At 34.0% G+C, this 21,979-nt stretch carries 34 protein-coding genes; 12 read left to right on the forward strand and 22 right to left on the reverse strand.

All coding sequences use genetic code 11. The features are described from left to right. Positions 1–52: 52 nt before the first annotated feature. From MHH85_RS11010 to MHH85_RS11025, 4 genes are all read right to left on the reverse strand, one after another. The gene (locus MHH85_RS11010; protein WP_340707088.1) at positions 53–556 is read right to left on the reverse strand and encodes a hypothetical protein; all 504 of its coding nucleotides are present in this window, start codon (positions 554–556) and stop codon (positions 53–55) included. Positions 557–738: 182 nt separating this feature from the next. Then, entirely contained in the window at positions 739–924 is a 186-nt protein-coding gene (locus tag MHH85_RS11015) for a hypothetical protein (protein ID WP_340707089.1), read from the reverse strand. A 187-nt stretch (positions 925–1,111) separates the two neighbouring features. Further along, complete coding sequence (locus tag MHH85_RS11020; RefSeq protein ID WP_340707090.1) at positions 1,112–1,285, reverse strand: hypothetical protein; 174 nt, start codon at positions 1,283–1,285, stop codon at positions 1,112–1,114. Positions 1,286–1,669: 384 nt separating this feature from the next. Next, the gene (locus MHH85_RS11025; protein WP_340707091.1) at positions 1,670–2,152 is read right to left on the reverse strand and encodes a sigma factor-like helix-turn-helix DNA-binding protein; all 483 of its coding nucleotides are present in this window, start codon (positions 2,150–2,152) and stop codon (positions 1,670–1,672) included. Between the two features lie 484 nt (positions 2,153–2,636). Between MHH85_RS11025 and MHH85_RS11030 the strand changes: the two genes are divergently transcribed. Next, positions 2,637–3,011, forward strand: a complete 375-nt coding sequence (locus tag MHH85_RS11030) for an HsmA family protein (protein WP_340707092.1) — start codon at positions 2,637–2,639, stop codon at positions 3,009–3,011. Positions 3,012–3,310: 299 nt separating this feature from the next. On the opposite strand, the gene MHH85_RS11035 is transcribed toward MHH85_RS11030, so the two are convergent. After that, a complete protein-coding gene (locus MHH85_RS11035) occupies positions 3,311–3,679 on the reverse strand; it encodes a TetR-like C-terminal domain-containing protein (RefSeq protein WP_340707093.1) in 369 nt (122 codons plus the stop codon). Positions 3,680–3,805: 126 nt separating this feature from the next. Here MHH85_RS11035 and MHH85_RS11040 point away from each other — a divergent pair, with 126 nt between their 5' ends. After that, the gene (locus MHH85_RS11040; RefSeq protein WP_340707094.1) at positions 3,806–4,891 is read left to right on the forward strand and encodes an MMPL family transporter; all 1,086 of its coding nucleotides are present in this window, start codon (positions 3,806–3,808) and stop codon (positions 4,889–4,891) included. Positions 4,892–5,262: 371 nt separating this feature from the next. Here MHH85_RS11040 and MHH85_RS11045 read toward each other — a convergent pair whose 3' ends face one another. Further along, positions 5,263–5,778: a DUF4871 domain-containing protein gene (locus tag MHH85_RS11045; RefSeq protein ID WP_340707095.1), complete on the reverse strand. Its 516-nt coding sequence runs from the start codon at positions 5,776–5,778 to the stop codon at positions 5,263–5,265. A gap of 519 nt (positions 5,779–6,297) precedes the next feature. Between MHH85_RS11045 and MHH85_RS11050 the strand changes: the two genes are divergently transcribed. Further along, a complete protein-coding gene (locus tag MHH85_RS11050) occupies positions 6,298–6,798 on the forward strand; it encodes a hypothetical protein (RefSeq protein WP_340707097.1) in 501 nt (166 codons plus the stop codon). Between the two features lie 439 nt (positions 6,799–7,237). Then, positions 7,238–7,783, forward strand: coding sequence for a collagen-like protein (locus tag MHH85_RS11055; protein WP_340707098.1), 546 nt, complete (start codon positions 7,238–7,240; stop codon positions 7,781–7,783). Between the two features lie 63 nt (positions 7,784–7,846). Here the strand turns inward: MHH85_RS11055 and MHH85_RS11060 are convergent, their stop codons facing one another. Together MHH85_RS11060 and MHH85_RS11065 are read right to left on the reverse strand one after the other, a co-directional pair. Continuing rightward, entirely contained in the window at positions 7,847–8,035 is a 189-nt protein-coding gene (locus MHH85_RS11060; RefSeq protein WP_340707099.1) for a DUF3954 domain-containing protein, read from the reverse strand. Between the two features lie 117 nt (positions 8,036–8,152). After that, complete coding sequence (locus MHH85_RS11065; RefSeq protein ID WP_340707100.1) at positions 8,153–8,578, reverse strand: RusA family crossover junction endodeoxyribonuclease; 426 nt, start codon at positions 8,576–8,578, stop codon at positions 8,153–8,155. Between the two features lie 190 nt (positions 8,579–8,768). On the opposite strand from MHH85_RS11065, the gene MHH85_RS11070 reads away from it, so the two are divergent. Continuing rightward, on the forward strand, positions 8,769–9,014 hold the full coding sequence (locus MHH85_RS11070; protein ID WP_340707101.1) for a hydrolase: 246 nt from the start codon (positions 8,769–8,771) through the stop codon (positions 9,012–9,014). 75 nt (positions 9,015–9,089) lie between these two features. On the opposite strand, the gene MHH85_RS11075 is transcribed toward MHH85_RS11070, so the two are convergent. Next, positions 9,090–9,356: a hypothetical protein gene (locus MHH85_RS11075; protein WP_340707102.1), complete on the reverse strand. Its 267-nt coding sequence runs from the start codon at positions 9,354–9,356 to the stop codon at positions 9,090–9,092. Between the two features lie 97 nt (positions 9,357–9,453). Here MHH85_RS11075 and MHH85_RS11080 point away from each other — a divergent pair, with 97 nt between their 5' ends. After that, the gene (locus MHH85_RS11080; RefSeq protein ID WP_340707103.1) at positions 9,454–9,963 is read left to right on the forward strand and encodes a DUF3231 family protein; all 510 of its coding nucleotides are present in this window, start codon (positions 9,454–9,456) and stop codon (positions 9,961–9,963) included. 64 nt (positions 9,964–10,027) lie between these two features. Here MHH85_RS11080 and MHH85_RS11085 read toward each other — a convergent pair whose 3' ends face one another. The 12 genes from MHH85_RS11085 to MHH85_RS11140 all read right to left on the reverse strand — a co-directional run bounded on the left by MHH85_RS11085 (position 10,028) and on the right by MHH85_RS11140 (position 16,814). Then, a complete protein-coding gene (locus MHH85_RS11085; RefSeq protein ID WP_340707104.1) occupies positions 10,028–10,174 on the reverse strand; it encodes a hypothetical protein in 147 nt (48 codons plus the stop codon). After that, positions 10,171–10,380 carry a hypothetical protein gene (locus MHH85_RS11090; protein WP_340707105.1) on the reverse strand — a complete coding sequence of 70 codons (210 nt, stop codon included), beginning with the start codon at positions 10,378–10,380 and terminating at the stop codon, positions 10,171–10,173. Before MHH85_RS11090 ends, MHH85_RS11085 begins: the two co-directional genes overlap by 4 nt. Continuing rightward, complete coding sequence (locus tag MHH85_RS11095; protein ID WP_340707106.1) at positions 10,380–10,823, reverse strand: hypothetical protein; 444 nt, start codon at positions 10,821–10,823, stop codon at positions 10,380–10,382. The genes MHH85_RS11090 and MHH85_RS11095 overlap by 1 nt, the downstream gene beginning before the upstream one ends. Positions 10,824–10,917: 94 nt before the next feature. Then, entirely contained in the window at positions 10,918–11,745 is an 828-nt protein-coding gene (locus MHH85_RS11100) for an ATP-binding protein (RefSeq protein ID WP_340707107.1), read from the reverse strand. Beyond that, positions 11,687–12,544, reverse strand: a complete 858-nt coding sequence (locus MHH85_RS11105) for a phage replisome organizer N-terminal domain-containing protein (RefSeq protein WP_340707108.1) — start codon at positions 12,542–12,544, stop codon at positions 11,687–11,689. The genes MHH85_RS11100 and MHH85_RS11105 overlap by 59 nt, the downstream gene beginning before the upstream one ends. Before the next feature lie 75 nt (positions 12,545–12,619). Next, positions 12,620–13,438 carry a recombination protein RecT gene (gene recT, locus MHH85_RS11110; RefSeq protein ID WP_340707109.1) on the reverse strand — a complete coding sequence of 273 codons (819 nt, stop codon included), beginning with the start codon at positions 13,436–13,438 and terminating at the stop codon, positions 12,620–12,622. A 16-nt stretch (positions 13,439–13,454) separates the two neighbouring features. Then, positions 13,455–14,390 carry a YqaJ viral recombinase family nuclease gene (locus MHH85_RS11115; RefSeq protein ID WP_340707110.1) on the reverse strand — a complete coding sequence of 312 codons (936 nt, stop codon included), beginning with the start codon at positions 14,388–14,390 and terminating at the stop codon, positions 13,455–13,457. A 74-nt stretch (positions 14,391–14,464) separates the two neighbouring features. Next, complete coding sequence (locus MHH85_RS11120; RefSeq protein WP_340707111.1) at positions 14,465–14,650, reverse strand: hypothetical protein; 186 nt, start codon at positions 14,648–14,650, stop codon at positions 14,465–14,467. Positions 14,651–14,862: 212 nt separating this feature from the next. Next, complete coding sequence (locus MHH85_RS11125) at positions 14,863–15,126, reverse strand: hypothetical protein (protein WP_340707112.1); 264 nt, start codon at positions 15,124–15,126, stop codon at positions 14,863–14,865. Next, a complete protein-coding gene (locus MHH85_RS11130) occupies positions 15,123–15,650 on the reverse strand; it encodes a hypothetical protein (protein WP_340707113.1) in 528 nt (175 codons plus the stop codon). The genes MHH85_RS11125 and MHH85_RS11130 overlap by 4 nt, the downstream gene beginning before the upstream one ends. 110 nt (positions 15,651–15,760) lie before the next feature. Beyond that, positions 15,761–16,039 carry a hypothetical protein gene (locus tag MHH85_RS11135; protein WP_340707114.1) on the reverse strand — a complete coding sequence of 93 codons (279 nt, stop codon included), beginning with the start codon at positions 16,037–16,039 and terminating at the stop codon, positions 15,761–15,763. A 16-nt stretch (positions 16,040–16,055) separates the two neighbouring features. Then, on the reverse strand, positions 16,056–16,814 hold the full coding sequence (locus tag MHH85_RS11140; protein ID WP_340707115.1) for a Rha family transcriptional regulator: 759 nt from the start codon (positions 16,812–16,814) through the stop codon (positions 16,056–16,058). 69 nt (positions 16,815–16,883) lie between these two features. On the opposite strand from MHH85_RS11140, the gene MHH85_RS11145 reads away from it, so the two are divergent. Next, positions 16,884–17,111, forward strand: coding sequence for a hypothetical protein (locus tag MHH85_RS11145; RefSeq protein WP_340707116.1), 228 nt, complete (start codon positions 16,884–16,886; stop codon positions 17,109–17,111). Between the two features lie 348 nt (positions 17,112–17,459). Here the strand turns inward: MHH85_RS11145 and MHH85_RS11150 are convergent, their stop codons facing one another. Continuing rightward, positions 17,460–17,687, reverse strand: coding sequence for a helix-turn-helix transcriptional regulator (locus MHH85_RS11150; RefSeq protein WP_340707117.1), 228 nt, complete (start codon positions 17,685–17,687; stop codon positions 17,460–17,462). Positions 17,688–17,850: 163 nt separating this feature from the next. On the opposite strand from MHH85_RS11150, the gene MHH85_RS11155 reads away from it, so the two are divergent. The 5 genes from MHH85_RS11155 to MHH85_RS11175 all read left to right on the forward strand — a co-directional run bounded on the left by MHH85_RS11155 (position 17,851) and on the right by MHH85_RS11175 (position 21,904). Next, positions 17,851–18,201 carry a helix-turn-helix domain-containing protein gene (locus tag MHH85_RS11155; protein WP_340707118.1) on the forward strand — a complete coding sequence of 117 codons (351 nt, stop codon included), beginning with the start codon at positions 17,851–17,853 and terminating at the stop codon, positions 18,199–18,201. 157 nt (positions 18,202–18,358) lie between these two features. Continuing rightward, positions 18,359–19,300, forward strand: coding sequence for a DUF6681 family protein (locus MHH85_RS11160; protein WP_340707119.1), 942 nt, complete (start codon positions 18,359–18,361; stop codon positions 19,298–19,300). Positions 19,301–19,627: 327 nt separating this feature from the next. After that, positions 19,628–20,656 (forward strand): hypothetical protein, encoded by a 1,029-nt coding sequence (locus MHH85_RS11165; protein WP_340707120.1) that lies wholly within the window; start codon positions 19,628–19,630, stop codon positions 20,654–20,656. Between the two features lie 33 nt (positions 20,657–20,689). Continuing rightward, a complete protein-coding gene (locus MHH85_RS11170) occupies positions 20,690–21,310 on the forward strand; it encodes a hypothetical protein (protein WP_340707121.1) in 621 nt (206 codons plus the stop codon). 114 nt (positions 21,311–21,424) lie between these two features. Next, positions 21,425–21,904: an ImmA/IrrE family metallo-endopeptidase gene (locus tag MHH85_RS11175; protein ID WP_340707122.1), complete on the forward strand. Its 480-nt coding sequence runs from the start codon at positions 21,425–21,427 to the stop codon at positions 21,902–21,904. The last annotated feature ends 75 nt before the right edge of the window (positions 21,905–21,979 follow it).

Raw genomic sequence — 21,979 nt, forward strand, 5'->3', positions numbered from 1 at the left:
AACACCACCTCCGAATAATCAAAATAAAAAGCACCCCGAAGGATGCTTGTAATCAGAAATATCTTTCTTCAAAGAACTTTATTGCATAGTAATACGTTTCTGCTTGATAACTATTTAATGAATTAAAGTTGTTTTCATTTTCTATTTTCTCATCACTAAACCTTTTCAACATTCCATAAAATGCGAAAACGTTGCTAGCTAACTCCGGCTCAGCTTTTATTACTAATACCTTTAAGTCTTCAAAATCATTTGAAATGTATTTTGCATCTTTGTATGTATTAAAAGAATAATTCACACCACTTTTACCATCAGCTACTTTTTTGAGATTCCTTAAGAGCGCTTCATTATTTTTAAAGAATTTATTATAATTTAACCGAATCTCTTCAGCTAATAAATTATCAACTGCTGAATTAGCAACAATAATTTCATTATCAAGAGTTGTTTTGCTTTCCTTTTTAAATATATATATTGCTCCAATAACAGAAATAAAAGCTCCAAATGCACTACCTAATAAAGATTCCCAGTCTATTTGCAATAACCACCTTAAATAATCCAAACTATCACCTCCCACAATCACTATAAGCAATCATAAGAAGCAAGTATATTACATATTTGATAATCGATATATTTCACTCTCACACAAACGAACGCCATCCAATAAGGGGTTTTGGTCAGCTAGGCATTCGTTTGTGTCAGGGCAAAATAAAAAGCACCCTGAAGGATGCTCTATTTTTCATATTAGCCAATTGGACATTGACCTTGATTATTGCACGTCGGCGGTTTAATACCTCCGCCACCACCATCGCCACCTTGACTAGGCGGAGTAACAGAACCTGCATTTGCACTTGTAGCCAACGATAGACTCAAGACTAATAAAGCTCCAGCAATAGAAAATATCGACTTTTTCTTTTTCATCAATACCAACCTCCTTGTTAATATATTTCCACATTTGTTATATTCTGCATTTTTATATAAAACCCTTTTTTATTTTTTATATTCTTTAAAGTTACACTCATTCAAACGAACAATATATTTAGTCCTACGCAACACGTTTATACTAATCATTTACTAGAATCAGAGCAAAATAAAAGCACCATAAGAGGCGCTAATTTCAAACTATTTTAATTTTGTTCCATGGAATGTTAATTTGTCTTGAAATGGCGGACTGAATTTCTCTTATACCTTCTATTTCATCTGGATTTACATCCTCATCTACCTCGACAGATATGTAATTATATTCGTTTAACTTACCACCTATAATGTGATATTTCACCTCTAACACCATGTTATACCACCCCCCTACAATAATTATAAATTGTAGAAGACTGCAAGTCTGTAATGTAAATCTGATAAAACTATCACATTACACTCATTCAAACGAACAATACTGATAACCCCAACACAATCGTATATGGTCCGTATCATTCGCTTGAATCAACATAATTTAAAAATGGACAGAGTCCAAAGTGAATTTCCTAACCTGTGATATATTCCATCTTAGCGAAGTATAACTGTGGAATTTATCTTCTTGGGTCGGTCGGTCTGTTTTTTCATTCTTTTAGGTTAAGGTTAAATGAGAGGAAGAATGGTAGGCGTGGTTAAAAGATGCACCCCCTATTATCCCCCTCATATATGTAGACTTCGTAAGGCAACGTAAGGCAAAGAAATTTCATGAAACTAGCTCTTTCACCTTACTTCTCGCTCTCTTAATATACGATTGAACCGCGCCCTTACTGACTTTCAGCTCATCAGCAATCTGTTGAAAACTTTTTTTCTGAACTTCATGTGCAATGTAGCAAACTCTCTCTTTATGACTCCAAGTAGCAAATATCTTAGCAAGATCTTTTTTCTCTTCAGTAGTCATGTAAAGTTGCTTAGAATCGATAGCATAAAGCTCATCTGTTATATCAGGAATCACATCGATACTTTCAAAGAATTGTCTTTGGTAAATGGATTTCTTATCAATCCCGTTGTATGTATCTGGTTGTCTCCCTGTCTCCATCCAGTCCATAGCAAACGTCATGCTCTCAATCATGCAGTTGATCTGCGTTTCATCCTCAAAGTTATCTTCATGTAGATTTGCTTTCATTTGATGCAAAGCATTTCTACCTTCTTTATATTCTCCAAGTAATCTATCTGCCCAATTATCCATATATATCGCCCCTTGTTAGATAAATAAAAAAAGGAGCACCGAATAAACGCAGTTAATGCGTAAATTCAGTGCTCCGAGTTGTTCTCGTAAGCGGTTATTCATTTATATTTATTTTAACACACTTAAGTTTTATTTTGTAAATTTAGTAGCTCTTAATCAACTAAAGCACCCGTTAGTTTAAGTACATCTTTTCACAAATTAATTCGATTTGATATACACAATTTCATGCCTTCATCACAGGAATGCTTCTCCGTTTGTTCAATTAGAGATATTTACAACTCTAAATAAAATAATTGATTTATACCATTTGATATCCCCTGATGACGATTTCTCTCTCTTTAAATTATCAATTATAATCTTCAAAATAAATTGTTCATACTCCGTTCATATTCATTTTATATACTCAGCTCAAGTAATAATTATCAATAATTTATTTACTTACAGGTAACAGTGATTAGATAAATTAAAAAAGTGAGGGATTTCAATGCTTATATTAGCAATTATATTCATTACTGCAGCATTATTATTTTATTCTGTAGGAGTATGGTCAGAGAAATTTCAAAAGACATTAAAACCATGGCATGTAATCATTTTTTGGTTAGGATTAGTTTTCGACACTATTGGAACAACTACAATGGAAAAAATGGCATCAGAAGGATCTCTATTTAGTTTCCATGGCATAACTGGTTTATTAGCAATTTTATTAATGTTATTTCATGCTATCTGGGCTACAATTGTTTTGATTAAAAAGGATAAAATTATGATGGAAAAATTCCACAAATTAAGTATTGTTGTTTGGATAATATGGTTAATTCCTTATATATCAGGAATGATTTATGGGATGACGAATAATTTTTAATGTAATTGATCACATTTAATGTGATCTTTTTTATTTTCCAATAAAAATACAACAAAATCAAAAACAATAGTTAAGTTATTGAAAATAAAATGGCCACAGATATTAGAGCTATATATAATATGTGGTCATTTATTTTATTGAAGTAAAGCACCCGTTAGTTTAAGTGAAACTCTTCACCTTGAAAAGTTTACCATCTCTTAAGCTAACTCGATATAGAATAATTTTACGCAAATTATAACTTTTTTATAGCAAATCTCAGAACATATTAATGATAATTATTCAAAATAACAAATCGTTTATTATTGAGATGACATGACGTTCATACTTTCTAAGATTTGTACAACTTCTTCAGTTGGTATATTCATATCATCATTTATCCATTTTCTAATTACTTTAATGATTCCACCTGTCGAATAAGTGAAAAAATATTCTAAATGAGTCTCATTAGCATTTGGTAACTTTCTTCTAATTTCTGCAATTGTTATATCATGAGCAGAATTCAAAACTGTATTTAGTACATGAGAGCTATTTTTTTCATTAAAAATGATTTTACAGAGGTCTTTATTTATAAGTATCAATTTTAAAAGTTCATTTAGTATATTTTCTTCTCCCGAAATATTAATAGTACTCATCATTTTCTCTATCAATTCTTCTTCAATACTTCTCATTAAATCAAAGGGATCATTATAATAAGAATAAAAAGTTCCGCGATTAATATCTGCTACTTTACAAATATTCGTAACAAAACTACTTCCTATAGATGGGGAAATTTCGTAGCAAAACGCCCGTGGAAAGTGGCGATTATTGGAATTGCACTTCTATCTATAATTGCTTGGCCTATTTCCCATATGGAACTCGCATTACCAGATAACGGTTCGAAAAGTGAAGAGACAACAGAAAGAAAAGCATATGACTTACTTACCAAAGCTTATGGCCCTGGCCATCTTTCAACATTAATTGTAGCTGCTACAACTTCAAGCGAAACAACCAATCCACAAGTAGCATTAAGTGATACTATAGAAGAGTTAAGTGGGTTATCAAATGTAAAAAATGTTAGTCCAGCAATTCCGGGACCTTCAGGAGAATTGTATCTTATTTCTATAACTCCAGATACAGGAGCTGCCGATTCAGAAACAAAAGATCTTGTAAATGATATTAGAGAAAAGGCAAAGACCTTGGAAAAATCCAATAATATAAAATTAATGGTTACAGGTACTACGGCGGTAAACATTGATGTATCACAAAAACTGAGTGATGCATTACCATTATTTGCTCTGTTAATTATTGGATTTTCATTCATCTTATTAGTAATAGTATTCAGGTCTATTCTAGTTCCATTAAAAGCAGTACTAGGATTTGCACTGTCTTTAGGTGCAACATTAGGATTCACTGTATTTGTTATACAAGATGGAAATTTAATTGATTTATTTGGATTCCCCATTGCCTATCCTATATTAAGCTTCTTACCAGTCATTGTGATAGGGATTTTATTTGGGTTAGCAATGGACTATGAGGTTTTTCTAGTTAGCAGAATGCGTGAAGTATTTACACATACCGGTGATGCACGTAAAGCTGTTTTAGCCGGAATGAAAGATAGTGGTGGAGTAGTAACAGCTGCAGGGTTGATTATGATTTCAGTATTTACTGGATTCATGTTAGCACCTGATCCTATAATTAAAGCAATGGGCTTTTCACTCACATTTGGCGTTATATTTGATGCTTTTGTAGTAAGAATGGCTATTGTACCAGCAGTAATGATCTTAATGGGAAAAGCTTCTTGGTACTTGCCAAAGTGGTTAGATAAATTACTACCAAATTTAGATATTGAGGGAGAATCATTTATGAAAGAAAAGAAAGAATTAGAAAGAAAAAAGAATTAAAAGGAGAAAGACGTAAGTTCGAATAATGCATAATGTTTTTAATTAATGGTGCTGCTTATTTTTTATAAAAAAGTTCATCGGTCGTATTAAATAAGAGGGTGTTTTGATCAATCTTTTTTTAAAGCATCCTCTTTCTGTTTGTTCATTTATCAAGGTTATTAATATCAATTTGATCAAACTTTAATCTAAAACAACATCTTCAAATTCCATAAAAACTACATCGCTAAATATGGATATTAAATTACGCTTTAAATTTTGTATAGCTATTTTCTTATTGAACTAAACTGCCCCGTTAGTTGAATAAAAAAAGAGCTGAATGAACAGCTCAATAATCTTTTGCTAATGCTCCCCGTTAGTTAGTTGAAGATGATTTAACTCTCTTCAACGTTTATAACTAGTTCCCCAAATAATTTCTCATTAAAATATACTTCTAATTTCCATAATCCACTAGTAGGGAACACCATATACGATGGGATATGGGAATCTGCACCGTCATTAGGGCTAATAGAAGCATTAGAATATTGCCATACTTTATCTTTGCCAGATAACAACACAGGATGCTCTTTCCCTTCTTCGTCAGTTCCAACTACTTTAAAATCACCACTGATACTATCTTTCTCTCCCCAAAAATACCACATATACTTATTTGATTTATTAGCAATAATCTTTTCTTCTATTACCTCACCTGTTTTACCCGATCCGACCAATAAACCAACTTTCCCTTCTTCGCCAATCAACAAATATTCACCTTTTGCACCATCACCAAAAGTAACGGGTATTGAAAAAGTTGAACTTACCTCCCGAGTTTCGTTCTTATCAACATTGTTACAACCAACAAGTGTCATTAAGAATAGCAAAGAAATCAACATAATCAATTTGTTCCTCATATTGCTCCCCCTTATCAAATAGACATTTCCTGTAATTAAATAAATTAGTTAAACTCTTCTTAGATGAACGATATCCTATACACTACTTCAACATTTTTATAAATATCCCTTCTTTATTGAACTAACCTGCCCGGTTAGTTCAATAAAGAAAAAAAAGAGCTGCATATGCAACTCAATGATCTTCAAGTAAAGCCTCCCGTTAGTTGAATAAGGACCTTCTCACTTTTTACACATTATGTTCGATTTGTGCAGTAATGCATAAATATCTAATTACAGGACATTTTATACTTTAGATTCCTCATTTTTTCTCTCTAATACAGATCAATCTAATAAAATTAAATTTCAAATACTACCGATTAATATCTAATAAATAAATAAATAAATAATTAATTATTCTAAGGAGTGTTTCAACTGAAACAACACTTTAAGAAAAATGTAATACTTGATTTTATATTAATATTGATTCAAACAGATTGTATCATCGGATTTATTATCACAGATAATTATGATTATATGAGAATGACTATTGGAAATCTTATTTTTTGGTTAGTATATATTATTTTAGAATTTAAACTAAAGTGGGCTATACCACTTTATATCCGTATTGCTGTTATCCTTTCACTGATTTCTAATGATGTATTTGGACAATTTTTTAATTTGTATGTTACATCAGATTTATTTGATCGAATTCAACATATCTTTGGTACATATTCACTCACGCTTTGGGCATTTTTCATATTACAACAATTCGTCAAAATGAAATTTATTCAAAGAAAATTATTAATTATTCTTTTTATTCTTCTTTCAACATCATTAGGTAGTTTTTATGAAATATTTGAGTTTTTGCAGGATGAACTGTATAAACCAGTTATCAAGAATCAACCCAGTTTATTAGATACAGATTTAGATTTAATTTCAAACTTTACAGGAGGAATCATTGCCTTAATTCATTATTTATCTTCAAAATCATTAAAATCCTTTAGGCTTCCTTTTGAACAAAAAACATTTACAGGAAATTAAAAGTTAAGTTCAAAATTCACTTTCCTAATATCATTAGTTTCAGTGCTTAGCTTCACAATCTTTATAGCTATTTTAAAATATGTATCCATTAAAAAATCACCTCTAAGAAAAACAAAGAGGTGATCAATATTATTTTGTATAAATCAAAATTAAAACCTTTGAGTGTACTTTATCTCACTATGCGTTGGCTTCCCATTCTGCCAACTAATTTCCTGTTTACCGAATCTTGTTGGAAGCGCATCTGGGAGCCCCTTTATAGAAAATAAAAAGGAGCACTGAATAAACGCAGTTAATGCGTAAATTCAGTGCTCCGAGTTGTTCTTGTAAGCGGTTATTCATTTATATTTATATTTATATTCACACAATAGCAAAATTGTTAGCCAATTGCCCATTACTCCATTTTTCGAATGAATAATATATTACAGATGGAGGTGGAAAAATGGATAACTGTAGTAACTGTAATAAACAATCCTGCTTATGTGGAAGTCAAATTGGCCCTTTCAGAGCTGTTGAACTCTGTGGAATTACTGGTGTATCTCCTATACCAATAACAACAACATGTAGTGGTTTATGTGAATACGGATATATTTATAATCTAGGTGCTGAGGTTGTAGCTATAGATGCTGATATTATTTTTGATTCTACAGGCATAGTTACACCTGGAATTACCCATGTTCCAGGAACCTCTCAAATTGTTGTTACCACACCGGGAATCTACGAGATTAATTTCGTCGTCTCAGGTGTAGAGCCTAACCAATTCACACTATTTTTAAATGGCGCACCGGTTACGGGAACAACCTATGGTTCAGGGGCTGGCACTCAACAAAACACTGGTCAGGCAATAATTTCTTTAGCATCCAGCAGTAGTCTTACACTTAGAAATCATTCTTCTGCTGCAGCAGTTACTCTGCAGACTTTGGCTGGAGGCACACAAATAAACGTAAATGCTTCTATTATACTTAAATTATTAAGTCCAATTGTCTAGAGATAAAATACTCGGTATGATTTTCTTCATTTTAAAACTTCAAAAGAATAGATTCTCCATAAATTAAAACCTTTGAGTGTACTTTATCTCACTATGCGTAGGTTTCCCATTCTGCCAACTAATTTCCTGTTTACCGAATCCTGTTGGAGGTGGATCAACTGGTTTTAATTGTCCATCACTTACAACGTATACCGCATTTTCATATAGATTAACTTCAGCGATCATATCATCTCGTAATTGTTTTTCGCCCAATCGCTACACCTCTAATTTTTTTATAATTCTTGAATCTTTTAGGAACTTGTCCCGTATACTAAGTTAAGTTAATTTTTGAAATGTGTCGTTTGAGTCTGCCAACTCTTACGGCTTTTTTTATTTCTCCCACTCAATAGTAACTACCGCCTTTGGTTTGTCCGAATAAAACTTCCTTGCTACTAGCTCAATCACTTGGCTGTCATCATGCCATATAACCTTACTCAGACCGTCTTTAATACCCTTAACTAGATTATCTATGTCAGGCTTAGTGGTTGGTCTTAACTCACCTTCTACAGCTTGTAAATGCTTCTTTTTGCTGAATGACTTAGGTATTTTACGGTAGACATCAATATGCAGTCGTATTGGTTCTGTAATCAGTTCGTCTAGTGAATGCTCTGAAGCTACTAATCTGACAAAACTTTTATAGTCTTTAGATTCCTTTGGATCACGTACACGTACACTTACACCTTTACCCATTCGTGAAAACTTCGGTCTTTGTTGCGCTTGAACGTCTCCGTCAATTTCAAATGTAATTTGGTTCAAACTACTTCGCCCCCTTCGTTCTGTAATATTCCTTCGTCAAACGCTCTTTACAAAAGTTTTCCTAAACACCACTAATGTTACTTCCAAAAAAATCTATTTTTTTATTATTGGACAAATTGCACAACCTCTTTTCACCTTAAACCATATGTTATCAATGTACGTCATTCAAATCGGAAAGGAGGTCTTGAAAATGAGTAGTAGTAATAGTCATTGTAGTCGTTGTAAAGGTTGCATTTGCAATAGATTAAGACGCTTAGATAGAGGTACTGAAGTTGATGTATTCTTATCTGGCGGTCAAGTGTTAGAAGATGTCGTATTTTTAAGATTTGATCGAGATAATTGTTGTGCATTCTTTGATGATCCAGAAACTGAACCTGGTTCAACACTTATCGTAGACTGCCAAAGAATTGATGCAATTCGAATAGAAGCAGACTAATTTATCAGGGGCCACTTTCTTAATGGGAGTGGCCTTCACATTTTCTTTCGTTCAAATGAACTTTAAAACGGCAAATCAAACTAAACTATTTTGCTGCTTTTCATAAATCGGCTTTTTCGGCTGCCATACTTCAACGAGTTGCCAACCGTCTGCTTGTAGCGCCTGAATTTCTTTGTTAACCTTTGGCACCATTGTATAAACACGTTGACCGTCCTCAAATTTGAAAAGTGTTGCGTATGCGCTATGGTGCTTCACTGGCTGTTGTTTACGATGATTCACCTTTGTTCTTTTCACCCGAGCTGCTGGATTGTCGACTAAAACACCGTTTCTTTTCATGTTCATTGGTTAGCCTCCTTAAAATATTTGAATAAATTTCTGTTTTGCAACACACTCTTAATTCTGTTGGAAAAAATCCTAAAACTAGACAGGGAGTGCAATTATGGGAATACTAACTGGAAACCCCCAAAAAGAACCTTTACATTATGGTGAAGTGTTCACTATATGGACGAGTCTTGCTGCAAATAATGGATTAATTGCTGGGTATCAAACATTTTTTAATCACACTGGCGACAAAGATTTATCCAAGATCATTGAAGAATGTATTCAAATGATGAAAGAGGCAAATAAGCAATTAGAAAAGCTATTAAAAGTGAATGGCATCGCTCTTCCACCTGCGCCTCCTGAACGTCCAAATGCAAGAATTGAAGCCATCCCTGCTGGAGCAAGATTTAACGACCCGGAGATTAGTGCAGCACTTTCAATGGATACTGCTCAAGGATTGGTTGCATGTAGTCAAGCTATGGGAACATGTACTAGAGAAGACGTAGCTTTGATGTATGGACAATTCCATTTGGCCAAATCTCAAATTGGTGCAAAACTATTACGACTTAATAAAGAAAAAGGTTGGCTTGTTCTTCCTCCATTACATGTAGACTATCCAGAAAGCTAATCTTAATTTTGGGGCGATCTATTTTGATTGCCCTTTTTTATATATTCTCTTCATCTTCATTCTCCTAACTCTCCACCGCACGCTTAACCACCAAAGCACTCCGTATAACCTCGTAATCTAGCAATTCAATTGGGTCACCTTTGATTTCGATAATTCCCAATTTTCGCAATTCATTAATGACATGCTGGCGTTTAATTTGTTTTGTGGTCACGCCACACACCCCTTACCCTGCATATTTAACCGCCCAGCAACTTCAATTGCATAATCCGTCGCCTTATCTCTACAAAGCCCTGTATGGCTCATGATTGTGTTTAAATGTGATTCAAATTGTTGTTCGAGTGCTGCCGTATAACCAAAGTGTTTAATCGTACCTACAACGATCGCTATGTGATTTACTGCTTGTTCGATTTCAAGCATCAGCAGTTCACTCCTTTGATTTCCATACCTAGCGTTTCAAGAGTTGTTAAGATTCCATTTGTACATCCTTTAGCGTAATCATAGTCTGAATCTCTATCAGAGCCTTGTACGATTCGTTCCATAGCGTTAAATCTAACTTTAATAATGTCCTCTGGCGTTTGCTCGATTTCATATCCTTTATCTAAAGTTCTTACAAATAAGCGGATTGTAGGAAAGGCCTTGTAGATAAGTTTCATTTTTTCGTTTCCGTAGTAATCATAGAAGCCGCCATTTTTCTCGTCATTGTATACACGCATTAATGAATCAAACACCAAGTCTTCCTGTTCTTCTTTAGTCATTCCATGCCATCGAGATATTTTTTTTGCAAGCCCTTCTGTTTCTTTTACATTCGCGAAGTTTATCGCCTCTGCAACCTCTTTACTAACCATCACTTTCTCGCTCATTCTCCAATCCCTCCAAAGTGTTTAAAATGTCCTGCCGTAATTTTTCAAAATCACTTGCCAGCTGTGAGTAGTCTGTTTGTAGTTGTTCAAGCATTTAGAAACCCACTTCCGATGGTCGTTTATCAATTGACTCTTTAAATACAATCACTTCAACACCGCGCATCATACGAGATATTAGCTTTCCGTCATACATTTGTTTTAGCTTTGCAGAAGGTAAATTCGTTGTAATGATGGTTGCTTTGTCCTGTCGGCTATTCATCACTGACCTTAATACTTTACTGGTGTATTCCGATGCTTTTTTCTTTGAATCGATGTCACCTGTTTCAGCACCTAGATCATCAAGTACTAGGAAATCTACTTTGCCTAATAAATCCGTGAAATACGCTTGTGTGTAATGGCTCTCTTTGTTATCAAAACTATCGTGAATTAATTCGAGCATTCGAGCGATGTCTATGAACAAACATGAACGATTCTTTGCATCTGATTCATTTAGTTCCTCTAGGATAGACATTCCTAAATGTGATTTACCTACACCTGTATTTAATCCTTGAATCCAAAGATTGAATACCTCGCCGTTACGGTACTGATTGAAAAAATCTAATGCTTTATTCTTGTTGTTGTTTTCTTCGCTATTGGTAGGTTTGTAATCACTAAATCGGATAGCTCGTAAAGTCTCATCTTGTATGATGGATAGCTTTTTCAATGTGTTGTACTTTTTCAATCGTTCGGCATCTAAAGCTTTTTCAGCTTCCTGTTGCTCAACACTTTTAGTCATACCTTCGCAGTAACAAACAGGACAGTGTGAGTTAATATTGTCGTTATAATCGAATAGAAAATAGGATTCATGTTTTTCACAACGATTATTAAAATCCCAATTCAACATCTCCAATTTTTGTTGAAGTGTTTGACTGATTGCTTGCATGTTTTTCACCTCGCTTACGATAGTTGTTTAATTTTTGTATATCCGTAACCCCTTGTCGTTTCCAACGATTAAGAATACTTTCAATGTATTTAATTGGCTTATTAACATCCATAGCACTTAACATTTCTTTTGTAGCCTCAAGAGTTAGTTCATAACCATGTTCGTCATATACATAACCGAGCTCTTGTGATTTATAAATAGTTAGTGGTCCAAGGTCGTCTTGATAGAGTTTTACAATTTCAGCGAATTTAGGATCTACTAACCCACCCCCGACCACTTTCTGTTGTTGTAGTTCTTTATCTACTTCTAGTTCTAAATCTATATCTAGTTCTAGTTCTTTATCTGTACCGTCATGTGACGTCACGCTAACGTTAGGTGTATCGTCATTCGTTTTTGGCCCAGGTAATTCCATCAGTTTTTTGCGTTCTCGATACTTCTTATTGCGCTCTGCATTAAGCTTTCTAACTCGCTCCATACCGTCAATATTTTGATGATTCTCCCAGTTCTTAATGCGGAACGCATCATTATCAACCTCAATCATTCCGTATCGTTTAAAGGTCTGTAGAGCCAGTCTGACGGTGTTTAATGGTCTGTTAAAGATAGTCGCCATTTCTTCCTCGTTCATAGCAATATTTTCAGTTAGCATGATATAGCCATTTATGTTTGCCTTCCCTGCGGCTGCTAATAGCTTCACCCAGATGACGATGATTGTATCTGCATCGGGAAGGGCTTCAATTAACTTAATCTTGTCGTTTTCAAACATATCTGTTTTGAGTTTGATCCATGTTATGTCTGCCATCATGGTCCTCCTTACGGTATAAAAATCATCTTTCCGGTAGCCTTAGAAAAGAAGGGGATTACTCCCCGTCTCTTATTAAACTTCTTGTACCGACTCTAAATTAGCTTCGATAATTTCATCAGGTGCTTGTACAAACAAATCATCATCAGGAGTTACATCTTTAATGTTGCGACCTACACCCTCGTCATGAGCAATTTGCTCTTGTGTCTCGACACTAATCGGCAAGTATTTCCACATGTGGCGAACTACTGTTTTCTTAGCCATTTCTTCATAGTCAGAAGACCATGGAGAGTAACTTGAATTAGCTGATTTAGAACGTCCTTTACGCTTCTCAATATCTGCTTTTGACATGAACTCAAATTGATGACCGCCATCTTTGAAGTGGGCCGCTGCATAAGCACCAATGAATGCTCCTTTGTCCTGTGACATAGTAGGGATATGCTTCAATTTTGGTTCAAGGCCTAATTCATAATCGAATGTGTCGTTTTCATATACCGCATGTGCGTAAATAGATTGAATATGACCACTACGACGCGCTAGGTCTATCATTCCTTTGTATCCAATAATGAATTGTACTTCTGTGATACCTTTTTTGTTGTTTTTGAATGGTAGTAAGTAACACTGACCTAGTAATCCAGGTTCTAAGCCGAGTTGTGCAGCTTGCATAACTGCACCTAACAAACTTGATACATCAGCTTCACGTAATGTTGGAGTGGTGCGAATTGTTGTCATTGTTAATCGAGTTAAACGGTCCACGCTCATATGTTTAGGTAATGCTTCTGCCATTGCTGGGGCCATTTGTTTCAAATAGTCCTCGATTGTTTTCGGTTTTTGTTGAGCTGTTGCAGGTGCCTTCTGTTTCATTTGCTCTTTTAATTCGTTGTTAGTTGCCATAATAAAATTCCTCCTATTAGTTCACTTTTTTATATCCAAATTTGCGGTAGCTTGATTGCTTCGTATATTTCTTAAAAATGTTTGGCAATTCCTCACGTAATAGCCTGGAATCGATTCGATTTTGATTGATTGTCTTGTATGTCAATCTATAGTTCTCAGTGACGCCCTCTGATGCTGTTTCCAGTGACATTTTAAGCTGATTGGTATATTTCTTTTCCAACTCTTCAAGACCCTTAATTTCAGCCTTAACGTTCTCTAAAGCATTGATGATTTTTTCTTTATCTGTATCTAACATGACAACTTCATCAGGATTTTCTGTGTAACGTTTTGATATGAATTCGACAGCTGCATCGGATCCATCAATCTCAGGAGGCACCTTTGCAAGCACATGATTCTCCCAAAAGTATTTTTCACGCTCAATCATGATTTGTATAAGCTCTTCATCTCGCTCAATTTCCTTCCAAACAAACTTATTTCCACCTATTAATACTGCAATGTAGGCTTTTTCGAACCCTGTAACTGCCATATAGTGTTGTACCTGGCATAAGTAAGCTGCAGGAATTTCGTCACCGTCCCAGTCGTCATTTTTATATGCTGAAGTTGTTTTGCATTCCAGGAATGCCTTTTCACCAACAACCACACGATCTAGGTTAGCTGTCATGAATTGATGTTCTTTATGACGTAGCATTTGGTTCTTTTTGCGAACCTTTTTACCTGTACGTTCTTGAAATTCTTTGGCCACAACATCCTCTAAGACGTTGCCCCAATAGATAAATTCGTTGTCCGATTCTTCTTTGTAGTCACCTGTTTTTTCAAGGTAAAGTTGGAATGGAGATTTCCATTTGTTAAAGCCGAGAATAACTGCCGCATCACTACCTCCGATTCCTGATCTTCGAACATCTAGCCACTCACCGCGTGACATTTCTGCTGTATTTGCAAATGATTCAAACATGCACGTTCTCTCCTTCTGTGATATAATCACTTAAAATATCTTTGTTGTAGGGCCACTTTCGCAGAGTGGTCTTTTTATATGCCCTCTGCCACTCCTTCAACTAATAGATGTTCACCTAAGCAACTCGTCCCGCAATATATATCACCTTCAAATGTGACACCTTCGCCACTAAAAACTGATTCACGACAATGTTCACAATTGCAAATTGGTCTTGCATATGAATTAAACTGATAAGATTCATTGGTAGATAGTAATGTCATTCTTTTCACCTGCCTTTTCAATTAATTACTTTTGTGGTATAATATTATTGGTGTAAATGTGTGTCAGTTAACCCTCCCCAAATGGTTAGCTGGCTTTTTTTATGCCCATAATCCAATTGCTCCGATAATGGCCATCAATGCTGTTGCTCCGTAAAACCAAACCTTGTCCGACCAGTGCGCTTCATCTCCCAAAAAGTAGTTGTTGAGTTTCTTCATCTAGCTGGAACCAAATCCAATCTAACCCCTCTTCCACTCATCGTATTTACTACTTCCTTCAACTTGTCATGATTTCGTTTGTAGCTTTCCAACCTTTGCAATTCCTGAAGTGATGCAGTTACATCCTTAGCTGTTCGTGCTGCAGCATCATAACTACCTAGCGTTGTATGCACTTTTATTTCTACTAACAAATCCTCGATATAATCGTGTTCTCTTTGTGCTGCTAAATAATCCTGCGGTCTAAAGTTCTCTTTTCTCATTGCAACCATCCTCTCGCTTTCCATCTAGGTTCGTTAATTCGAACACGCTTTTTCCTTGAAATCCCATAGTCATTTTCTAATTGCATTAAAAAGTTTTCAGAGAAAATCGTGGCTTCCAACATCTCATCATAAATTGTTTCAACCTCTAGTAATTCATCCTTATCTAACGTACCTGGTGGCTTGACTAGCACCATTTTTTTAACAGCTTCAATTGCTTCAAGCATTTCCTTGACCGCATTTGCAGCCAAGGACATTCTGTGACGTTCGATATTTTTCCCCCTTAGAACTGGTGTAGTTAGTCCACTAGTAAAAGCGCGCATTAGATCTGCCATATACTCTGTGTTTTCATAAGCTTGAATTGATGCCTGAGCTATATCTCTTTGCATAGGTCTGCGACCGTTTTTAAGATGACTGACCATCTGGGGACTTAGATTAAAATCTATTGCCAACTGTTCATTTGTTAAGTTTTCGTTTTCGATTAAATTTTGTAATGCCTTACTCGCATCTGCTGATTTTTCAAACATTTTTACCGCCCCTTATTTGTATTGGTATAAATTACATAAATACTAGTTAACTTGGTAAGATGTTATTAAGAAATGACGAGCCTGTCCAAACGCCTGCCAACGTTTTTTATTTATTCAAGCTCGTCAATAATTTCTAATATCGCTCTTTCTATTGGTTCGTAAATCCAGTAACGTTTACCACGTTCCCCTACACGTCTTTCGTGTTGTTTAACACGTGGATCATGTAAAATGTGTCGTTCTAATGATGAGGGGGACATACATGTGATGCGCTTTAATTCTGCTATGTCACATAGAAGTAGGCGCGGTCTAGTATAATCTCGAACAATATTATCCAATGACCGTTGTACCATTTCTTTATCAACTGCAATTTCAATTTGTGCTAAGTTCAATTGATATCACCTGCCTTTATGCGATTTCTATTGCATTAACTTGATATTTGATAGCCATTTCTTTAACAATTGCTAGATAGATTTCTGTTAAACGTGTATCTTCAGCAATCACATCAATCTTTGAAACTTTACTAATTTTTGATTTAGGAACACCGTTTAAAGCCATTTCTTTTTTACGGTTATTTACACGGACTTCTAATTTACAACGACCTCGTTGTTCTAATACTTCATAACTCTCGTTGCGGACATTTCGGAATTCTTCAAAGCCACCTCGTGTCTGTCCTATACGATTTAGAATTGTTGTTACTTTTGAACGCCATTCAGCTGGATTGAGTAGAAGAATGTTAGAAATATTTTTTTGCTTTTCTTCTATTAACCCAACACGCTTTTCGGCTTCGTTAATACGACGTTCTTGCTCAACATTTACTTGAGCCATCATGGCAATTAGTTCAGCTTGAGATTTTGGTTTAGTAAGTTCAGCTTCCATAGCATTGAATGCTTCGATATATTTTATTTTGAATTGAAGAGCTTCCTTACCGGTAAAGCCCATTGCTAGTAAAGTGAATCCGTCTCGGTTCATGAAATATGTTTTACGAGGTCTGCCGTAAGAATCAGGTGTATCGCCTTCTTCGAACATCTCTCCAAAATTGGATACATCTTTTTTGAAGGCTTCTATATCACGTAACACATGCCCGTGTTGTTTGTTAAAGTTTTCCGCCACCGATAAAGAAGTTGTTACCGCTTGTTGGTTGTTCATGATTACTAATTGATTCATTAATTTTCCTCCTTAGTAGGTATTTCCTCACCCTTTGTCGAATAGTGACAAGAGGAGGTGATTTATATCATGCTTTATAAGCGATGTTCTAAGTGCAGTGCTTCTGCAAAAGAAAAAGATGCTAATTTTTGTTCCAACTGTGGTCAACGTTTTGAAGAAAACCATTGTTCTAATGAAGAATGCGAAAATAATAAAATAAACCTCGATAAAAATGATTGCTATTGTTTTAAATGTGGTAAAAAAACAACTTATTTTATAAAAGGTTATTCTCAAGTGCAGACAGATTTACCGTTTTAGGGCATAACCACAATTAGAACAATATTCCCAAGAGCCCTTACATTCTTTATTGCATCGATTACATTGAACTGATTTAAGTATTTCAGAATTCCCCTTACTCAATTGTTCCAATTGGTTGGTATCCTTTTGGGGCAATTCCTTAAAATCGTCAAGGTTCATAACCTTAATAAAACCAGGTAGATTTGCCGGTTCGGATTTCAGCATTATGTGCTCCTCCTTTTTTTTCTCTCATACCCATCAATAAAGATTCTAGGTCATGGCGTTGACTATTGCTGTCGCTTGGGATTTAATCGGTCCGTCATGGCGTACTCCGCTCTTCGAATGTTTATTGCTGTGTGCGTGTATTTTTTACGCTAGTTGCTTTTCTAAAATACACATTTCGTGTACTTCTGTTTCAAAAAAAAGCGTCCAATCAAACTCAAGTAATTGAGCTAGTTTTTTAGCAATGTTAACACTGGGATTTCTTTCTCCTTGCTCGTAGGATGCATAAGTGGTTCTTGCAATATCAACACTGGAAGCTACTTCTTCTTGGGTTAACCGATTTTCTATACGTTTTTGCTTTAACCATTTTCTCACGTTCTCACCTCACATTACACGATTCGTGTATTTGATAAATTAAATATATTACACATTACGTGTATTGTCAACTAAAAAAATACACTTTTTGTGTATTTTATTATTTTAATCATCTCTACACATCTTGTGTAGTTTATAATATTAAAGAGAGGATGTGCTTATTGTGCTTTCTGCTAACCTAAAAAAATTGCGAGGTTCTCAAAAATTGACACAAGCCGATGTCGCTGATCGTATTGGTGTTGCAAGAACTACGTATGCCATGTATGAACAAGGAAAAAGAGAACCTGATATAGATACAATTAATAAAATTGCTTCTTACTACAAAGTAACGACAGACTACCTACTAGGTAGATTGGACTACAATCCATCACCAATCAATAAGGATGAAGAAGAGTTTCAAGCATTTGCTAATAATCCATCGTTACAGAAATGGTATAAAGACTTACCAAAGTCTAAAGAAGAGGATTTGGAACTGCTGAGGGCTATGTGGGAGACTATAAAGAGGAATAAATAAAAAGGACACGGAGACGTGTCCTTAAAAAATGCTATTCACTGTAAAAATTTATAAATTAAATAGTTTAATGGAGGTGTTTTTTACGTACACATATGATGAAATAGTCACTTCATTTAAAAAACAAAATATAACTGGCTTAATCGGTGGAACTGGTGAAATGAAGGAACTAGCAAAGATATTAGAAGATGATGAAGACATTAGATACGCAACGATTGCAAAGCATAATAACAAGAATCACCTTATTACTACTACTAATTATCGAATTATCTTTTTAAAAAAAGGTATTTTTAAAACTCAATTTGTTGAAATCCCTATCGATCAAATAACTCAATTACAAATGGAAACTCACGTAATTTCTGCAACAATTACATTTTTATATAACAATCAACTTATCATGATTGAAAAAGTAAATAGACTTTCTTCAAAGACATTCTTTGAGAGTATGAAAATGCAACAGCCTTTTGAAATAGAGAAAGCTGTTGTAGAACCGAAATTTTTTAAAACACAGCAAAATGAAAATTTGATAAAACAAGATACAAAAAAATTTGAAGACTTTGTAGTAAAACGAATTCTAATAAATGCTGTAGGGACAAAATATGAAAATAGAGACAAGACACTCCTTTCAATAATAAACAAAATGAAAGAAGACGAACTATTTGTGTTTGATAAATATGGTGGTCTCAAAAACAAAGAAATTATTGAAGAAGATTACGATGAGCCAGTATATGAATATTATTCAGAATCTTATCCAGCTCAAGCAATCGATTATGAACCGACTAATGAGTTTGATCCTAACGCAATAAAAGTTCTTATTGGAATGGATTATGACTCCCTACAGCACATTGGATATATTCCCAAAACTGATAATACAACAATTCATGACCTTGCTAATAAATATCAGTTTATTATGGGGTCAACGATTATTGGGGGTAAATACAAAATTGTAGCAACTGATGACAATGGTGAAGAAAAAGTACGTATTATTAATAACAAGGAATATGGAGCAAGATTGACAATTACATTTTTCGAAGAAGAAGGTACCTCACTACTTGCAGCCAATAAAATATTTGATTTTAGAGGACAAAAATCTACTTTCTAGATTCAATTCTCCTAACACATCACAAGTTGAGGAAGAAGAATTCCTAGCATTTGCTAATGATCCATCACTGCATAAAGAGCTGGCAAATTCGAATGAAGAAGATTTACTACATATATTAAAAAATATCATTTTAATGAATATATATATAACTAGATTCAGATGATGTATGCAAGATATTTTTTACTACTGCAAAAAAGTTAAAAAAGCTGTTGAACATCGTAAAAAAGGATAGAAAAATGTATTAGTTCATGCAGAAGGACTTTTTGAAGATATACGAAGGCTTAAATGCTTTAGATTCAATAAACCACCCAAGGAGGAAGTATACTCGTGACAAATATTACAATAAAATACTACAACGTTTTTATTTCAAAAAACGATCAACTAACAAATATTGATTTTGGTGATTATCTAGATCACGTTAGAAGTATACCATCTAATGAAAGACAACAAGAAGATATAATTTTAAAATTAATGAAACACCCTGACGAAATGAGCTATGGTTCTGACAGAGCATTTACCATTGCAAATTACCGTGTTAGAAAACCAAAACAAGGTGAGAAAAAAACTGAAGAATATTTGGAAATAAATTTTGATGTATTTGAACAAACAAACTGTTTCTATCAACATACAGAAAGACTGTTTATATGTGAATATAATTATTATGGAGCTAAAATTAAAGATATTAAAAATTACTTAGAAAAATTTCTTCCTAAAGTTGAAAATGAGGGAGATGACAAATGGAATATAAAATTTATAGAATTAACACCAGAACACACAATTCAAGATATTACACGTGCTAGAGATATAGGCAATTTAGAAATTAAGTTAGATTTAACTTCTACTCAAGTAGACTTTTTTAGAAGTAATTTAAGAGATAGACAAAATTTTGTTGATAATTTAAATGAAGAAGATATTTTAGAGGAGCAAGTATATGATTATATTGATACTACCTTTACTGAAATGCTTAGAACACGAAACTTATTTGGTGGTGGTGTGAGAGATATCCTTTTCTCCAAAGGTAAAAATTGGAGAAATAATCCATTCAATCTTGAGGCTGTTAAAGCGTTACTATGTTATATTGATGTAGACAGCGAATTATTTATGAATATAAAAGTTTCATATACTTCTGAAGATGGTATAAAATATAATAATATAGATTTAAAACATTCAAAAGTTCTAAGTAAACCTATTGTTGTAAACGGGGATTCATGGGAAATAATAACATCCGATATAGAACGCTACTTCTACGAATTAAGTAATAGAACTGGTGCAGGAAATGCGCGTAATCATCACATTCAGCATCATATCCGAGTAAATGATTACCCATTTATACGCCCATTAGTTACCATTAGTTAATTAAATGTTTAACTTCAAAAGGAGGAGGGATTCTTGGGGAGCTTTAAAGAAAAAAAACTTCAGAATAATTTCGTTAATTTTGTTGTATATTATGGTAAACATTTAATCTGGATTATAAATGTAATATTTATTTTTCTTTTTATCCTTACTAATTTATCATCAAGTATAGAAAAATATTTAGGCCCTGTTTTTCGAGATTTTTTACCATCATTTCTAAAAGAAAATGGTAGCAATTTAATTTCTCTCTCTGCTATATTTATAGGCATATACTTTACTGTATTTACACTTATAATTACATTAAATTTCAATTCTTCTATTGCTAAGTTATCTCAAATGAACTTTAAAACACTAATTACCTTTATTCGTAATGCATTTATCGTTACGTTTGCTTATGTTATATTTCTATTAGTGATTATCGGAAATGGGTTAGATGAGCCAGAAAAAGTGACCTTCTCTATACAAATAATTAATCTACTAAATTGTCTATTTGTTATTTATATAATTATGTCAGCCCTTAGAGTAGCTTTACTACTTTATGCTGCATATAGTGTAGATTTAAAAAATCTACATAAGTTAAAAACAGAAACTCAACAAAAACAAAATCAATTAGATAATTTTATTTCAGAAGTTCAAAATTATATGGATAAACATTAAAAATCTGCTATTTTTCAAATATTTAATTTAATTCTTAAACCCTACTTCAAAATAGTAGGGTTTTGCTTTATACTAAAATAGAACATTTGTTCCATTCCAGAAAGGATGAAAGTCATGCACACCTATTGCTATAGTCACCTAGAAGACTTTGTTAAATCATTTTATTCAAGGTTACATATTTATCAGCCAACAGATTTAAACATGTTTCAAATCGCTAAAGAGTTACGTATCAAAGTTTTTTTCTGGCCCAATGGCAGCCAGGCACTATTTTTTGAACAAACTGGCTACATATTCTTAAATAACGAACTTTCACCTCAACAACAATGGCAGGACTTCACACATGAGCTCTGTCACGTCCTATTACATAGTGGTGATCAAATGCACCTCCATCCCCTTTTCGTTGAATACCAGGAGCATAAGGCTAAGAATTTTGCCATGCATGCAGCAATACCAACTTTCATGTTAGACGAACTATACCGAATACATAAGTATCGTTTAAGCGTATGGATGATACAAGAGATGTTTAATGTCGAAGAAAATTTTGCAAAAAAAAGGTTAATTCAGTACGCAGAGAAATTGAAATGTATTAGTTAATAGATACCAATATACAGTAACTTATGTTGTTATTAATTAGAGGGGGTGTTGTTTATAGCCAACCCTGTCCGAACG

The organism is Viridibacillus sp. FSL E2-0187 (assembly GCF_038006425.1).
In the GTDB taxonomy this organism is placed as follows: Bacteria; Bacillota; Bacilli; order Bacillales_A; family Planococcaceae; genus Viridibacillus; species Viridibacillus arvi.

What these genes read in the sequence shown, in the direction of transcription:
- MHH85_RS11020 (WP_340707090.1), bottom strand. Translation starts at nt 1,285, where the DNA reads ATGGTGTTAGAGGTGAAATATCACATTATAGGTGGTAAGTTAAACGAA.
- MHH85_RS11025 (WP_340707091.1), bottom strand. Translation starts at nt 2,152, where the DNA reads ATGGATAATTGGGCAGATAGATTACTTGGAGAATATAAAGAAGGTAGA.
- MHH85_RS11030 (WP_340707092.1), top strand. Translation starts at nt 2,637, where the DNA reads ATGCTTATATTAGCAATTATATTCATTACTGCAGCATTATTATTTTAT.
- MHH85_RS11035 (WP_340707093.1), bottom strand. Translation starts at nt 3,679, where the DNA reads ATGAGAAGTATTGAAGAAGAATTGATAGAGAAAATGATGAGTACTATT.
- MHH85_RS11045 (WP_340707095.1), bottom strand. Translation starts at nt 5,778, where the DNA reads ATGAGGAACAAATTGATTATGTTGATTTCTTTGCTATTCTTAATGACA.
- MHH85_RS11050 (WP_340707097.1), top strand. Translation starts at nt 6,298, where the DNA reads ATGACTATTGGAAATCTTATTTTTTGGTTAGTATATATTATTTTAGAA.
- MHH85_RS11055 (WP_340707098.1), top strand. Translation starts at nt 7,238, where the DNA reads ATGGATAACTGTAGTAACTGTAATAAACAATCCTGCTTATGTGGAAGT.
- MHH85_RS11070 (WP_340707101.1), top strand. Translation starts at nt 8,769, where the DNA reads ATGAGTAGTAGTAATAGTCATTGTAGTCGTTGTAAAGGTTGCATTTGC.
- MHH85_RS11075 (WP_340707102.1), bottom strand. Translation starts at nt 9,356, where the DNA reads ATGAACATGAAAAGAAACGGTGTTTTAGTCGACAATCCAGCAGCTCGG.
- MHH85_RS11080 (WP_340707103.1), top strand. Translation starts at nt 9,454, where the DNA reads ATGGGAATACTAACTGGAAACCCCCAAAAAGAACCTTTACATTATGGT.
- MHH85_RS11090 (WP_340707105.1), bottom strand. Translation starts at nt 10,380, where the DNA reads ATGCTTGAAATCGAACAAGCAGTAAATCACATAGCGATCGTTGTAGGT.
- MHH85_RS11095 (WP_340707106.1), bottom strand. Translation starts at nt 10,823, where the DNA reads ATGAGCGAGAAAGTGATGGTTAGTAAAGAGGTTGCAGAGGCGATAAAC.
- MHH85_RS11100 (WP_340707107.1), bottom strand. Translation starts at nt 11,745, where the DNA reads ATGCAAGCAATCAGTCAAACACTTCAACAAAAATTGGAGATGTTGAAT.
- MHH85_RS11105 (WP_340707108.1), bottom strand. Translation starts at nt 12,544, where the DNA reads ATGGCAGACATAACATGGATCAAACTCAAAACAGATATGTTTGAAAAC.
- recT (WP_340707109.1), bottom strand. Translation starts at nt 13,438, where the DNA reads ATGGCAACTAACAACGAATTAAAAGAGCAAATGAAACAGAAGGCACCT.
- MHH85_RS11115 (WP_340707110.1), bottom strand. Translation starts at nt 14,390, where the DNA reads ATGTTTGAATCATTTGCAAATACAGCAGAAATGTCACGCGGTGAGTGG.
- MHH85_RS11120 (WP_340707111.1), bottom strand. Translation starts at nt 14,650, where the DNA reads ATGACATTACTATCTACCAATGAATCTTATCAGTTTAATTCATATGCA.
- MHH85_RS11125 (WP_340707112.1), bottom strand. Translation starts at nt 15,126, where the DNA reads ATGAGAAAAGAGAACTTTAGACCGCAGGATTATTTAGCAGCACAAAGA.
- MHH85_RS11130 (WP_340707113.1), bottom strand. Translation starts at nt 15,650, where the DNA reads ATGTTTGAAAAATCAGCAGATGCGAGTAAGGCATTACAAAATTTAATC.
- MHH85_RS11140 (WP_340707115.1), bottom strand. Translation starts at nt 16,814, where the DNA reads ATGAATCAATTAGTAATCATGAACAACCAACAAGCGGTAACAACTTCT.
- MHH85_RS11145 (WP_340707116.1), top strand. Translation starts at nt 16,884, where the DNA reads ATGCTTTATAAGCGATGTTCTAAGTGCAGTGCTTCTGCAAAAGAAAAA.
- MHH85_RS11160 (WP_340707119.1), top strand. Translation starts at nt 18,359, where the DNA reads ATGAAGGAACTAGCAAAGATATTAGAAGATGATGAAGACATTAGATAC.
- MHH85_RS11175 (WP_340707122.1), top strand. Translation starts at nt 21,425, where the DNA reads ATGCACACCTATTGCTATAGTCACCTAGAAGACTTTGTTAAATCATTT.